Source organism: Pseudomonas sp. PAGU 2196 (genome assembly GCF_022179005.1).
In the GTDB taxonomy this organism is placed as follows: Bacteria; Pseudomonadota; Gammaproteobacteria; order Pseudomonadales; family Pseudomonadaceae; genus Aquipseudomonas; species Aquipseudomonas kermanshahensis.
Genome location: NZ_BNTL01000009.1, coordinates 284,809 through 298,404 on the forward strand (window position 1 = coordinate 284,809; position 13,596 = coordinate 298,404).

The 13,596-nt window shown below is 63.0% G+C and carries 9 protein-coding genes and 1 tRNA gene; 4 read left to right on the top strand and 6 right to left on the bottom strand.

Annotation, left to right across the window (positions count from 1 at the left end):
- Positions 1-21: 21 nt before the first annotated feature.
- The 4 genes from gabT to MFF34_RS09440 form a co-directional block, all read right to left on the bottom strand.
- Positions 22-1,299 (bottom strand): 4-aminobutyrate--2-oxoglutarate transaminase, encoded by a 1,278-nt coding sequence (gene gabT, locus MFF34_RS09425; protein WP_238212732.1) that lies wholly within the window; start codon positions 1,297-1,299, stop codon positions 22-24.
- 182 nt (positions 1,300-1,481) lie between these two features.
- The gene (gabD, locus tag MFF34_RS09430) at positions 1,482-2,924 is read right to left on the bottom strand and encodes an NADP-dependent succinate-semialdehyde dehydrogenase (RefSeq protein ID WP_027595154.1); all 1,443 of its coding nucleotides are present in this window, start codon (positions 2,922-2,924) and stop codon (positions 1,482-1,484) included.
- 335 nt (positions 2,925-3,259) lie between these two features.
- Positions 3,260-4,936, bottom strand: a complete 1,677-nt coding sequence (locus tag MFF34_RS09435) for an aryl-sulfate sulfotransferase (RefSeq protein ID WP_238212740.1) — start codon at positions 4,934-4,936, stop codon at positions 3,260-3,262.
- A gap of 17 nt (positions 4,937-4,953) precedes the next feature.
- Positions 4,954-7,290, bottom strand: a complete 2,337-nt coding sequence (locus tag MFF34_RS09440) for a TonB-dependent receptor (protein ID WP_238212742.1) — start codon at positions 7,288-7,290, stop codon at positions 4,954-4,956.
- A 193-nt stretch (positions 7,291-7,483) separates the two neighbouring features.
- On the opposite strand from MFF34_RS09440, the gene MFF34_RS09445 reads away from it, so the two are divergent.
- The gene (locus MFF34_RS09445) at positions 7,484-8,398 is read left to right on the top strand and encodes a LysR family transcriptional regulator (protein ID WP_027595151.1); all 915 of its coding nucleotides are present in this window, start codon (positions 7,484-7,486) and stop codon (positions 8,396-8,398) included.
- Between the two features lie 128 nt (positions 8,399-8,526).
- Here MFF34_RS09445 and MFF34_RS09450 read toward each other — a convergent pair whose 3' ends face one another.
- The gene (locus MFF34_RS09450; protein ID WP_238212745.1) at positions 8,527-9,432 is read right to left on the bottom strand and encodes a TauD/TfdA family dioxygenase; all 906 of its coding nucleotides are present in this window, start codon (positions 9,430-9,432) and stop codon (positions 8,527-8,529) included.
- Positions 9,433-9,468: 36 nt separating this feature from the next.
- On the bottom strand, positions 9,469-10,506 hold the full coding sequence (locus MFF34_RS09455; protein ID WP_027595149.1) for an ABC transporter substrate-binding protein: 1,038 nt from the start codon (positions 10,504-10,506) through the stop codon (positions 9,469-9,471).
- A 300-nt stretch (positions 10,507-10,806) separates the two neighbouring features.
- Here MFF34_RS09455 and MFF34_RS09460 point away from each other — a divergent pair, with 300 nt between their 5' ends.
- The 3 genes from MFF34_RS09460 (at position 10,807) to MFF34_RS09470 (ending at position 13,530) form a co-directional block, all read left to right on the top strand.
- The gene (locus MFF34_RS09460) at positions 10,807-12,405 is read left to right on the top strand and encodes an ABC transporter permease (RefSeq protein ID WP_283236617.1); all 1,599 of its coding nucleotides are present in this window, start codon (positions 10,807-10,809) and stop codon (positions 12,403-12,405) included.
- Positions 12,402-13,265, top strand: a complete 864-nt coding sequence (locus MFF34_RS09465; protein ID WP_238212747.1) for an ABC transporter ATP-binding protein — start codon at positions 12,402-12,404, stop codon at positions 13,263-13,265. The genes MFF34_RS09460 and MFF34_RS09465 overlap by 4 nt, the downstream gene beginning before the upstream one ends.
- A gap of 188 nt (positions 13,266-13,453) precedes the next feature.
- Positions 13,454-13,530 (top strand) — tRNA-Arg (locus tag MFF34_RS09470).
- Positions 13,531-13,596 lie beyond the last annotated feature (66 nt).

Consider the following 13,596-nt stretch of genomic DNA (forward strand, 5'->3'; position numbering starts at 1 on the left):
TTTTTTCTGAAGCGTGTCACATTAGGCGAGTTCGGCGAAGCACTCTTCGATGATCGCCAGGCCTTTGTCCAGCAGTGCGTCTTCGGCGGTCAGCGGGACCAGAATACGCAGGACGTTGCCGTAGGTGCCGCAAGACAGCAGGATCAGACCCTTGTCACGTGCCTTGGCAACCACTTGGCCAACGGCAGCAGCATTCGGGGTGTGAGTGCCTTTCTCGAAGACTTCAACGGCAATCATCGAGCCCAGACCACGGATGTCACCGATGATTGGGTTCTTTTCCTGGATCTTGCGCAGGCCGGTAACCAGGTGCTCACCAACAGCCTTGCTGCGGTCCAGCAGTTTTTCTTCTTCGAACACTTCGATCACGGCCAGGGCCGCGGCGCAAGCGATCGGCGAACCGGCGTAGGTGCCGCCCAGGCCGCCTGGTGCGATGGCGTCCATGTACTCGGCCTTGCCGCACACACCGGCCAGCGGGAAGCCGCCAGCGATGGATTTGGCGAAGGTGGTCAGGTCAGGCGCAACGCCCATCTGTTCCATGGCGAAGAAGGTGCCAGTACGGCCAGCGCCGGTCTGCACTTCGTCGGCGATCAGCAGGATGCCGTGCTGGTCGCACAGGGCGCGCAGGCGCTGCATCAGCTCTTTCGGCGCTGGCAGGAAGCCGCCTTCGCCTTGTACGGGCTCGAGGATGATCGCGGCGATGTCCTTAGGCTCGGCATCGTTCTTGAAGATGCGCTCAACCGAGGCGATGGCGTCGTCGACGCTCACACCGTGCAGTTCGTTCGGGAACAGTGCGCGGAAGATGCCGCCTGGCATCAGGCCCATGCCAGCGGAGTACGGCACGACCTTACCGGTCAGGCCCAGGGTCATCATGGTACGGCCGTGATAGGCGCCGGTGAAGGCGATCACGCCAGCGCGGCCAGTGGCGGCACGGGCGATCTTGACGGCGTTTTCAACGGCTTCGGAGCCGGTGGTGACCAGCAGGGTCTTCTTGTCGAAGTCGCCTGGGACCAGCTTGTTGATCTTTTCGCACAGCTCTACGTAGGGTTCGTAGGCCAGCACCTGGAAGCAGGTGTGGCTGACTTTGGTCAGCTGCTCTTGGACGGCTGCAACCACTTTCGGGTGCAGGTGGCCGGTGTTCAGTACTGCGATGCCGCCCGCGAAGTCGATCAGTTCGCGGCCTTCAACGTCGATCACCGTCGAGTTCTTCGCGGTTTCTACGAAGATCGGGTGGATTTGGCCGACGCCACGTGGGACGGCGGCTACACGGCGTTGCATCAAGGATTCGTTGGTCTTGCTCATAATGCCCTCATTGCGCCGATCAGAATGGCGCTTTTATTCGGGGGTGGCTGGGAGTGCTCGCGCACAGTATTCGTTGATCGACTGCCGTGAACGCCCTGGCCACCAGGTACTGCATGTAAAAAAGGCCAGCGAGACGTCGCTCTCGCGCCCCGCTGGCAGAGGTAAAGCCTTTTAACCGGTGATCAGACGCTGATGCACAGGTATTTGATTTCGAGGTAGTCCTCGATACCGTATTTGGAACCTTCGCGGCCCAGGCCCGAAGCCTTGATACCGCCAAACGGTGCGACTTCGTTGGAAATCAGGCCGGTGTTGATGCCAACCATGCCGTATTCCAGCGCTTCGGCAACACGGAACACACGGCTCATGTCGCGGGCGTAGAAGTACGAAGCCAGGCCGAACTCGGTGTCGTTGGACATGGCGATGACTTCGGCTTCGTCCTGGAAGCGGAACAGCGGCGCCAGTGGGCCGAAGGTCTCTTCCTTGGCAACAGCAGCGGTCTTCGGCACGTTGACCAGAATGGTCGGCTCGAAGAAGTTGCCTTCGATCAGCTTGCCACCGGCCAGCACCTTGGCGCCTTTGGCGACTGCGTCTTCGATGTGTTCCTGAACCTTGGCGACAGCTTTGCCGTCGATCAGCGGGCCAGTGGTGGTGCCGTCTTCCAGACCGTTACCGATCTTCAGCTTGGCCACTGCAGCAGCCAGCTTCTCGGCGAACGCGTCGTAGACGCCGTCCTGCACGTAGATACGGTTGGCGCAGACGCAGGTCTGGCCGTTGTTGCGGTACTTGGAGATGATCGCGCCTTCGACTGCCTTGTCCAGGTCAGCGTCGTCGAACACGATGAACGGCGCGTTGCCGCCCAGCTCCAGGGAAACCTTCTTGATGTCCTTGGCGCATTCTTGCATCAGCTGGCGACCGATTTCGGTCGAGCCGGTGAAGGACAGTTTGCGTACCAGGGAGTTGCCAGTCAGCTCGCCGCCGACTTCGCCAGCGCTGCCGGTGACGACGCTCAGCACACCAGCCGGGATGCCGGCACGGTGAGCCAGCTCGACCAGGGCCAGAGCGGAGTACGGGGTCTGCGAAGCAGGCTTGAGCACCATGGTGCAGCCAGCGGCCAGGGCCGGGCCGGCTTTACGGGTGATCATGGCCGCCGGGAAGTTCCACGGGGTAATGGCCGCGGTGACGCCGATTGGCTGCTTGATGACGATCAGGCGCTTGTCAGGCTGGTGGCCTGGGATGGTGTCACCATAGACGCGCTTGGCTTCTTCGGCGAACCACTCGATGAACGAGGCGGCGTAAGCGATTTCGCCTTTGGCTTCGGCCAGTGGCTTGCCTTGCTCGGTGGTCATCAGGCGAGCCAGGTCGTCCTGGTTCTCGATCATCAGTTCGAACCAGCGACGCAGCTTGGCCGAACGCTCTTTGGCGGTCAGGGCGCGCCAGGCCGGCAGGGCCTTGTCGGCGGCTTCGATGGCGCGGCGGGTTTCCGCGGTGCCCATCTTCGGCACGGTACCGATGACTTCGCCGGTGGCCGGGTTGGTCACCTTGATGGTCTGGCCATTGTCCGCATCCAGCCACTCACCATTGATATAGGCTTGCTGGCGGAACAACTGAGCGTCTTTGAGCTGCATGTCGGCTTCCCGAATTGTTGATTGTTGAAAAGCGCCCAAAGCAGGGCATCGAGCGTTTGAAATCTCAAACGAATGCTAAGCGGCTGCTGGGGTGTAGGACAATAGGCTGTTCGAAAAAAAGAACGAATGGTTGAACAGCCTGGGGAAATTTCATGATTTTTTACACCGCAGCCGGCCTCTTCGCGGGCAAGCCCGCTCCCACAGAGTGCACATCCCTAGGAGATTGTGGAGATCCTGTGGGAGCGGACTTGCCCGCGAAGAGGCCGATACAGGTTAGACGATCAAGCGGGAAGAAATGTGAAGGGAGGACCGACGGCCCTCCCAGACGGGATGGATCAGAACGCCTTGCCCAGGTCTATCACCAGCGCCCGATACCCGACACTGCCCGGCTGCCGGCTGTGCACCTTCAGCTCCACCAGCACCTCCTGCGTCCCGCGGCGCACCTCATTGAGCACGGTGGTAGTCAGTTTCTCTGGGGTCAGGAAATTCACCGAGGCCGAATAGATGAACTGGGTATCGGTCTCGGGCCGGTAGGCCACCACCGAGGTCACCGGGCTGTACCATTCGTCACCGCGCGCTTTGCCGTACTCCCACACCTGCTCGACCGTGCCTTTGGCCTCGTCGATCTTGTACTCCACCGCGCGGCTGTAATTGCCGGCCAGCTTGGTCGGGGCAAAATCGCGCCCCCAGCCGTTGTCGAACACAGTCAACGTGCCTTTGCCCGTGAGCCAGGCGGTGTGCTGGGTCCAGGACCAGTCGAAGCCTTCGCTCTGCACCGGCGTCAGCACCTTGTCCTGCAAGCGCTGCGGCCACCCCTGTGGCGAGGCGAGAATCCACTTCACGGTTTTGTCACGGCCGATCTTCACCACGCCTTGATGGCGTGCTGAAACGATGATGCTGTCGTCATCTGCGTCGTAGTCGATGGCATTGACGTGCGCCCAGTTGCGCCCGGTGCCAACGCCTGGGGTGTCACCGAACGGCAGGTCGCCTTCGGCCAGTTCGTTGGCCAGCCGGTCTTCGTGCTTTTGCACGCCGTCGGGCAACTGGATCGCCGCCTTGCCAAGGGTTTCCAGCAGGTCGCCGCGGTACGGGTCGAGGATCTGGTTCAGGTCCCAGAAGTCCAACACATCACCCGCTTCGCTCACCTCGATGATGTGGTCACGGATCGAGCGCACGCGCTTGCCGTCTGGCCGGCGATAGTCGCTGGTACCTACCCGCAACAAGTAGGTGCCGTTGGCGGTCTCGCGGATTTCGTGGGAGAAGTCGGCAAACTTGTCCGGCAGGCTGCGTTGCCAGATGCGCCGGCCAAGCAGGTCGTACTTGGAGTAAGTCTGGCCCTGGCCCCAGATCAGCTTGCCGTCACGGGTCTGCTGGAAGCCCATGGTGCCGCCCAGGCCGTCCCGGCGGTTGGAATCGTGAATCTGCTCGATATCCAGGTACCAGCGCACGTCGCCATTACTGTCGGCGATCCAGTTATTGCCCACTTGGTCCCACTCGGCCGCACCGCCCAGGGCATTCCACTTGAAGGCTCGGCCGCCCGGGATATCCCCCTGCAGGTGGTTGAACAGGTAAAGACGATTTTCGAAGCCGGGCGCTACCTTGATGGGTTCGACCTCTGGCAACGCTGCCGTCTGCTTCGCCACCACCGGCAGGCGCACTGCCGGCGCATAGACCTGATAACGCTCGCGGATGCGCTCGCCATCGAGTTTGTAGGTCACTTCAACCTGGTTGACGTAGTCGGGGTACAACCCGAACACCGGGATGCCGCCATAGGTCCACAGCGAGCGGTCCGACACCTCGTAGGCGATGTCTACGCCCCGCTCGCCACGGCCCAGCACGCGCACATGGGCCGCACTCACGGTACGCCCGCCATCGCGGATGATGGCCGTCAGCGGTGCCAGGCGGTACGGGTTGACCACCACGTCACCCAACAGCGCCTCATCAGGCCCGGGGACCTTGGCTGTGAGGCAGGCGCCTTCAGGCAATGCAGGGGTTTCGGTTTTAGCATTCATGGCAAAGCTCCTTGTGCTCAGAAGTCGTAACGGGCGGTAGCGCCGAAGGTGCGAGGGGTGCCGAGTACCCCGGCATAGCCACCGTTGGCGGAGTTCCACAGGCTGGTGAAGTAGGTCTTGTCGCCGGCGTTTTTCACCCACAGCGACAGGTCGAGCACGCCGTCGCCCTGGTCCAGGCGCACGCCGGTGGAGAGGTTGACCAGCGCATAGCTGGGGATCTGGCCGAAATCAGAGTCGTCGATGGTGCCCACCGCCTTGGAACGGAAGGCGTAGCTGGCGGTGACGTAGGGCTCGACGCGCTCGGCCAGCTGCCACTTGTACTGGGCGTTGAGGTTGGCGATGTACTTGGAGGCACCGACCACCTGATGGCCCGACAGGTCGCAGGTGGCGGTGGCATTGGCCAGGCTGACTTCGGGCGGGCATGGCGCATCGTCGTACTCGGTGTAGCGCACGTCGTTCCACGAGCCGTTGAAGTTGACCGTGAGGCCGCGCACCGGCAGTGCCGTGGCCTCGAACTCCAGGCCACGCGAACGCACACGCCCCGCGTTGGCCAGGTACTGCACGCGGTTGGCCTCGTCATACACGTTGGCCTGGTAGCCATGCACTTCGGCCCAGAACAGGTTGGCGTTGAGCTGCAGGCGATCATCCAGCAGCGTGCTCTTGACCCCGATTTCGGCGTTGTTGACCCGCTCGGTGCCGACCAGCAGCGAGTCAGTGCCCAAGCGCGGCGCGGCGCCCACGGTCAGGTTGATACCCCCGGATTTCTCGCCATGGGTCAGGGTGGCATAACCCAGTACCTGGTCGTTGAAGCGGTAACTCAGGCCCAGCAGGCCAGAGGGGCTGAAGCTGTACTGGTTGAGATCCCCCGAGTCGTAGGCCCCCACCCGGCCCTGGCGCGCCGCCGCTGCGGCGCCGGTGACCGCCGCGCCCCCCGTAGGCGCATCACGGGTCACCCAGGCGCTTTTCTCCTCGTAAGTGCCGCGCACACCGGCGGTGAAGTCCAGGCGGTCGGTAAGGTGCCAGGTGCCCTGGGCGAACAGCGCATAGCTGTCGGTGTCGATGTGGCCATCACCGAGGGTGTTGACGTTGTTCAGGGCGCCCGCCGGGGTGATGTTCCAGATGTCTGCCTGAGGGCCGTAATAGGTGAAGGACTTATTGTCCAGGTCCTGCTTGAAGTAGTACGCCCCCAGCACATAGTCGAAGGCGCCACCGGTCGGCGAAGCCAGGCGAATCTCCTGCGAATACTGCTTGTCGCGCACCGACACACCAGCGCTGTAGAACACCGGCACGTTGAGGCCATCGTCGTTGCGCGGGGTAAAGTCCCACCAGCGGTAGGCGGTGATCGAGGTGAGGGTGAAGTCGTTGGGCAAGGTCCAGTTGGCCTCGACCGAAGTGCCACCCTGGAACACCGTCACCTGCTGATCGGCATCGAAATTGACCTTGCGGTCCTTGCCCGACACCAGCGTCGCGCCGGCCTGGGCAGCCAGGCTCTCGTAGCGGTTGACGCCGTTGATGGTCGGGCCGGTGCTGTACAAGCTGAGGATGCCGTTGTTGGAATCTTCTTCGTTGTACTCGCCGATCCAGCGCAGGTTGAAGGTTTCGCTGGGCTTGAACAGCAATTGGGTGCGAAAGCCCTGGCGCTTGCCGCCGTTGAGGTCGTCACCGTTGTGGATGTTCTTCACGTAGCCATCGTCTTCGGTGCGGTAGGCACTGATGCGCCCGGCCAGGGTGTCGCTGATCGGCCCGGAAAAGCTGCCCTGGGTCTGCAGGTAGCCATCTTCACCAATCGACTGCTGAAAACTGCCCTCGCGGTGGAAGGTCGGCTTGCGCGTGGTGATGTTGAGCACACCGGCGGTGGTGTTCTTGCCGAACAGCGTGCCTTGCGGGCCGCGCAGCACCTCCAGTTGCTCGACATCCAGCAGGTCGAACACGGCCATGCCGGGGCGACCGAGGTAGACGTTGTCCAGGTAGATGCCGACGCTGCCTTCCAGGCCATCGCTGGCCGGGTTGTTGCCCAGGCCACGGATCGAGATGCTCGATTGACGGGCATGCACATAGGCGACGTTGGTGCTGGGCACCAGTTGTTGCAGGTCCTGCACGCGGTAGATGCGCTGGGTTTCCAGGGTTTCGCTGTTCAGCACGCTGATCGGCGTGGGCACGCTCTGTGCGGTTTCTTCGCGACGGCGGGCGTTGACGGTAACGGTGCCAAGCTTGGCCTCCTGCTCCACGGCAGGGGCTGTGCTGACAGGCGCTTCGGCAAAGCTGCCAGTGGATGCCGCCAGCAACACGCCAGCGGCCAAGGGTTGCAGGGTGAACCGCGATGCGCGCGCAGGCCAACGGGAAACTCGGGACATGCTGATGCTCCTTGAGGCATGGGCCCTGAGCGAGCATTTCCGTTGGCGGAACCGAATCGCGGTCAGTCGGGCTTATATTCTTTTAAGTGATATAAATATTTGTAATTCATATTTAGTGGAATAAGTAACAGCCTTTATAAGGGGACTCACCCTTATCAGCAATTGCATTTGACCGAAGGTTTTAATGTAGAAAATGCATATCGATCTCCGTCAGCTGCGCCATTACATTGCCCTGGTCGAACACCGCAGTTTCGTGGCCGCGGCCGCTGCGGTGAACCTGTCGCAATCAGCCTTCAGCCGCAGCATCCAGACCCTCGAGCACAACATCGGCTGCCGCCTGGTAGACCGCGCCAGCAAAGAGCTGGCCCCCACCCGCCAGGGTTTGCTGGTGCTGGAGCATTCACGGCGGCTGGTGCACGGGGCGCACAACCTGGTCAATGAAATCCACCAGTTCAACGGCGCCACCACCGGCGTGGTGCGCTTCGGCTCCGGCCCTGCGCCAGCGGGGGGCTTGGTGCCACGGGCAGTGGCGCGCTTCGTCGCCGAATACCCAGCGGCGCGCACGTGTTTTCAGGTGGATAACTGGCAGGCGTTGAACCGCAAGCTGATCGCCGAAGAGATCGAGTTTTTCGTCGCCGACACGCGCCAGTTCGAGTCAGACCCGGATTACCGCGTGCACAAGCTGGCCCCGCAGCGCTGGCACTTCTGCTGCCGCGCAGGGCACCCGCTGACCACGCGGCAGGCGGTGCAGGCGCGGGACCTGTTCGAGTACCCACTGGCCACCACCTTTCGCCCACCGAACATCCGCAAGGTCCTCAGCGACCTCAGCGGGCGGCAGGATTTTCTGCCCACGGTGGAATGCGAACATGGCTATGCGTTGCTGAATGTGGTGATGCATTCGGACACCATCGGCATTGCCTGCAATGCCAACCTGCGGCCGTATCAACGTGACGGGGGGCTGGTGGCGCTGAAGCTTTCGGACTTGGCGCCGGAGCACGAAGAAGCGTTTTATACCCGCTATGGGGTGGTGAGCCGGGTGGGGTATGGGTTGTCACCGTTGGCGCAGGGGTTGGTCAGGCAGCTGATTGCCTGTGATACCGACCTATGAACAACCCTATCGCCCGCTGTGTAGGAGCAGCCTTGTGCTGCGAAGAGGCCGGCGCATGCCAAACGTAATGAGCCTGGCAGCTCCGGCCTCTTCGCAGTACAAGGCTGCTCCCACAGACTGGGCAGTACTTAGCCTTTACGGGTTGTGCGGCTCAGTTGCCCATCCACCCCCACCGGCACCTCACCCGCCAACGTCACCCGCCGAACCACACGCGGCTGGATGCCATAGTCATCCACCGCATAATGCTGCGTCGCGCGGTTATCCCAGATCGCCACATCCCCCGCTTGCCAGCGCCAGCGCACGGTATTTTCCAAGCGCGTGACATGCCCCTGCAGCACGGCGAACAGGTGCTGCGAATCGGCCAGCGAATAACCCTTGATGCGCTTCACGAAGTGCCCCAACTGCAGCGCCCGCTCACCGCTGACCGGGTGCACGCGCACGACCGGATGCTCGGTCTCGTACACCGTCGAGGTGAACACCTGGCGATAACGCTCCAGCTTGGCCGGGTCGACGTCAGGCTTGAGGGACGCATAGTCGTATTCGTTGCTGTGCACCGCCCACAACTTGTCGGCCAGCTCGCGCAGTGGCTCGGGCAGCTCCTGGTACGCCGCTGCGGTATTGGCCCACACGGTATCCCCACCAGACGCTGGCGCCACCACGCTGCGCAGGATGGAGGCCTTGGGGTAGGCATCGACGAAGGTCACGTCGGTGTGCCAGGAGTTGGCCCGCTGGCCTTCGGCACCATCGAGCTGGAGCAGGTAGCTGGTGCCATCGACCACCGGCACGGTGGGGTGGGCGACCGGTTCGCCCAGCAACTTGGCGAAGCCTTCCTGGCTCTGGTCATCCAGGTGGGTCTGGCCACGGAAGAAGATCACTTTGTGCTCGACCAAGGCCGCCTGTATGGCATTGATCGTGGCGGCATCCAGGTCGGCAGAAAGCTTCAATCCGCGAATCTCGGCGCCGATACGGCCGGCAACCGGATGGATGTCGAGTTCAAGGGCGAGTGGCGCGGTGGCCAGGGCGGCATTGCTCATGGTCGTGGTCCTTGCGGTTATTGTCGGTTCAAAGGGTTAGCGGGCGGCCTGGACGGCCTGCTGCTGTTGCAGTGCGGTGTCGAGAAAGCGTGGTTCAACCCAGTCGGCAACCTGGAAGCCACGGCGGATCAGGCGCTCTTTGGCGGCCAGGTCGACGCCCTGCTGCAGTTGGGCCAGAAAATCAGCGTCCAGGCGTGGGTCGAAGTAATGCGCGAGGTTTTCCTTGGCCAAGTCATCGCTGAGGATGCTGCGCGGCCAGCTGGCGTTGTTTGCCACCAGGTCGACATAGGCGTCGCGGTTGTGTTCGTCACGCAGCCACGCGGTAGCCTGCTCCTGGGCATTGACCAGGCGCTGCACCAGGTCTGGGTGCTGGCGGATGAATTCGCCGGTGCCCAGCAAGACCGCCTGGGTGCTGCCGGCGCCTTGCAAGTCGCGGGAATTGACGGGCAGCTCGACCAGCCCGCGTTCACGCAGCGCCAGCAGGTTCGACAGGCCCCAGGTGGCATCGATCTGCTTGGCGGCGATTGCGGCGTTGGCAGCGTTGAAGTCGAGGTTGATCACCTTCAGGTCACGCTCGGACAGCCCCTGGCTGGCCAGCGCGCTGGCGAACGACAGCTGGTTGGCAGTGCCGCGGAACACCGCCACACGCTTGCCCTTGAGGTCGTGCAGGGTCTTGATGCCGGACCCCGGCACCACCCCCAGGTAGCTTTTCACCCCGCGCACGCCGGCCGACAGCACGCGGGTATCCAAGCCATTGGCCTTGCCGACGATCGCAGCCAGGTCCCCCAGGTAGGCAAAGTCGGCTTGGCCATTGGCCAGGGCCTCGTTCACCACCGGCCCTGCGCCCTTGAAGAAGTGCCAATCGATGCGGATGCCGTCCTTGGCGAATTCCTTCTCCAGCAATTGCTGGTCGCGCAGCACATCGACCACGCCCCCGGCGCTGTGTTTGCTGCCGGCGCTCAGGTCGGGCACGGCGATGCGGATGCTCGCTGGCTTGGCTGACTCGGCAGCGTGGGCGTTGAGGGTGAACACCAGCCCAAGGGCGGTGATCAGATGGCGTAGTGGGGTTTTCATGGCAAGGCTCCTTGGCAGGCTGCCACCGACGAAGGCCGGCGCTTTGGCCAGAAGCTAGGCAGGTCTGGTTAGAACCGCCAAAGATCAAAACTTCATTTTTTAGTAACCAGAAGGCATAAATCAGGCGCGCTGCGGGCCTGCGGGGGGCTTGCGGAGAACGCATGGAAAATATGAGGAAAACGCAACGGTAAGGGGTTTGCGCATGCAAGGGTTGCATGCTCTTATCTCTTGAAATGCGCACTTATGATTTTTTAATTCCATTAGTGCATAAGATAACAACGCTTCGTTCGAGAGATGCCGATGAATGGAATTCTGAACAGGAGTTGGGGGTGGCTTCGGGGGCCGCTTCGCGGCCCTTTCGCGACGCAAGGCAGCTCCTACACGAGGGCTGCGTACCTTTCTTGGGTATTGCCGGTGTTGATCGCGGTGTTGTGGGTGGTCGCCAGCCAGCAACACTGGATGAGCGAGCAGATTTTGCCGGCGCCTTCGCGGGTGTGGGAGAGCGCGCTGGAGTTTGGCTCCGGGGAGCTTTGGGGGCACCTGTGGATAAGTGTGCAGCGGCTGTTCTGGGGCTTGGCGGTCGGGATTGTCAGCGGGTTGCTGCTGGGTACCTGGCTGGGGTCGTCGCGGCGGGCACAGACGCTGGTGCTGCCCACCTTCGTCGCGCTGGCGCAAATTCCCACCCTGGCCTGGATTCCGCTGTTCATGCTGTTTTTCGGCATCGGCGAGTTGCTGAAGCTGGTGGTGCTGATCAAAGCCGTGGTGGTGCCGGTCACCCTGCACACACTGGTCGGCGTGCGCGATGCCCAACCCAAACTGCGTGAAGCTGCAGCGGCGTTGCGCTTGCCCCGTCACCTGTTGTTCCTGCGGCTGCTGTTGCCCGCCGCCCTGCCCGCCTTCCTCACGGGCGTACGCCTGGCCCTGGCCACCGGCTGGACGTCGTTGCTGGCCGTGGAGCTGCTGGCCTCCAGCGAGGGCATCGGCTACTTGATGGTGTGGGGCCGGCAGTTGTTCATGCTCGACCTGGTGCTGCTCTGCATCCTGGTGATCGGCCTGGTTGGGGCGCTCATGGAGCAAGGCTTCTCGCGCCTGGAGAAACGCCTGCTGTTCTGGCCGCAACCCGCAACCGGCGAGCAGCAGCGCGGCCCGATCCCAAAAGGTTGGCAAAGCCTGCTGCTGCCGATTGCACTGCTGGCACTGTGGCAGGTCACCAGCAACGTTGGCTGGGTCGACCAGAACATCCTCACGTCACCGCTGGGCGTGCTGCACACCCTGTTCAGCGGGCTGGCGGACGGCACGCTGCCACAGGCGCTGCTGCTGAGCCTGCAACGCACCTTGACCGGCCTGGTGCTGGGCGGTGGCGCGGGTTTGCTGGTTGGCCTGCTGCTGGGGCTTTCGCACCGCGCCGAGCGCGTGTTCGGCCCGAGCCTGACGGCCGTGCGCCAAGTGGCGCTGTTTGCCTGGGTGCCACTGCTCACGGCCTGGTTCGGCCTGGGCGAAGGCGCCAAGACTGTGTTCGTGGCCCTGGCGGCGTTCTTCCCGTTGCTGATCGCCACCCAGCGCGGTATCGCCGGGCTGTCGCCTCAGCTGGGCGAGGCCGCCCGCACCTTGCGCCTGAGCCTGTGGCAACGCTTGCGCCGGTTGGTGCTGCCCGGCGCTGCCCCGGCGATTTTCGCCGGCCTGCGCCTGTCGCTGATCTATGCCTGGCTGGGCACCATCGGCGCGGAATACTTCATGCCTTCTGACGGCGGCATCGCCAGCCTGATGATCGGCGCCCAACAGCTGTTCCGCATGGACCAGGTGATGGCCGCCATGGTCCTGATCGGCCTGGTCGGCGCCCTGCTTGGCACCCTCGGACAACGCCTCGAATCGCGCGCCACGCGCTGGAGAACCGCATGAACGCCTTCAACACCTCGCACCTGCCTGCGGCCAATCAACCCGACGTCACCCCGCCATTGGTCAGCTTCGAGGGGGTCGGTAAGGTTTTCCGCGTCGATGGCCAACCGTTGGAGGCCATTCACGATTTCAACCTGTCGATCAACGAAGGCGAATTCATCGCCATCGTCGGTGCGTCCGGCTGTGGCAAATCCACCTTGCTGCGCCTGCTGGTAGGGCTCGACACCGACTACAGCGGCAGCATCCGTGTCGACGGGCGCCCGGTCAGTGGCATCGGTGGCGAACGCGGCATCGTGTTTCAGGAACACCGCCTGTTCCCCTGGCTGACGGTGGAGCAGAACATCGCCCTGGGGCTGGTCAACGAACAGCTCACCCAAGGTGAGCGCGCCCGGCGCGTGCATGAGTTTGTGCTGCTGGTCGGCCTTAGCGGGTTCGAGTCGGCTTACCCGCACCAGCTTTCCGGCGGCATGGCCCAGCGCGTGGCAATCGCCCGCGGGCTGGTGGCGAGCCCTAGGATACTGCTACTTGACGAGCCCTTCGGCGCGCTCGATGCGCTGACCCGCCAGCAACTGCAGGATGAGCTGCTGGCCATTCGGGAACGAGCCGGCATCACCACCCTGCTGGTGACCCACGACGCCGAAGAGGCCACCTACCTGGCCGACCGGGTGGTCGTGCTGGAACCGCGCCCGGGGCGGATCAAGTCGGTGGTCGAAATCGACCTGCCACACCCGCGCCTGCGCACAGGCGTGGCGCTGCATGGGCTGCGCGAGAAGGTGCTGCACCAGATCACCGGTGCCGGCGGTTACCTGCCACCCGTGGTTCGCCGGGTAGAAGGGCTGCGGCCCGAGCTGATCGCACTCTGATGGCCGGTAGGGGCAGCCTTGTGCTGCGAAGAGGCCGGTGACAGGAATGCAGACGTGTGCCGTTGTCACCGGCTTCTTCGCAGCACAAGGCTGCTCCTACAAGCGTTATGCCCAAAGCACGGGTAAAAACAGCTACAGATCAAGGCGATGGACGCAACCGAAACAGATGGGTATCATGCGTGCGCGTTGCACTCGTAGCTCAGCTGGATAGAGTACTGCCCTCCGAAGGCAGGGGTCGTGGGTTCGAATCCCGCCGAGTGCGCCATCTTCGAAAGCCCTGGGATTTTTCCCGGGGCTTTTTCGTTTGTGCGACATGTCGCGTTTCTGGTAC

Coding starts and splice junctions, on each gene's coding strand:
- gabD (WP_027595154.1), bottom strand. CDS start 2,924: ATGCAGCTCAAAGACGCTCAGTTGTTCCGCCAGCAAGCCTATATCAAT.
- MFF34_RS09435 (WP_238212740.1), bottom strand. CDS start 4,936: ATGAATGCTAAAACCGAAACCCCTGCATTGCCTGAAGGCGCCTGCCTC.
- MFF34_RS09450 (WP_238212745.1), bottom strand. CDS start 9,432: ATGAGCAATGCCGCCCTGGCCACCGCGCCACTCGCCCTTGAACTCGAC.
- MFF34_RS09455 (WP_027595149.1), bottom strand. CDS start 10,506: ATGAAAACCCCACTACGCCATCTGATCACCGCCCTTGGGCTGGTGTTC.
- MFF34_RS09445 (WP_027595151.1), top strand. CDS start 7,484: ATGCATATCGATCTCCGTCAGCTGCGCCATTACATTGCCCTGGTCGAA.
- gabT (WP_238212732.1), bottom strand. CDS start 1,299: ATGAGCAAGACCAACGAATCCTTGATGCAACGCCGTGTAGCCGCCGTC.
- MFF34_RS09465 (WP_238212747.1), top strand. CDS start 12,402: ATGAACGCCTTCAACACCTCGCACCTGCCTGCGGCCAATCAACCCGAC.
- MFF34_RS09460 (WP_283236617.1), top strand. CDS start 10,807: ATGAATGGAATTCTGAACAGGAGTTGGGGGTGGCTTCGGGGGCCGCTT.
- MFF34_RS09440 (WP_238212742.1), bottom strand. CDS start 7,290: ATGTCCCGAGTTTCCCGTTGGCCTGCGCGCGCATCGCGGTTCACCCTG.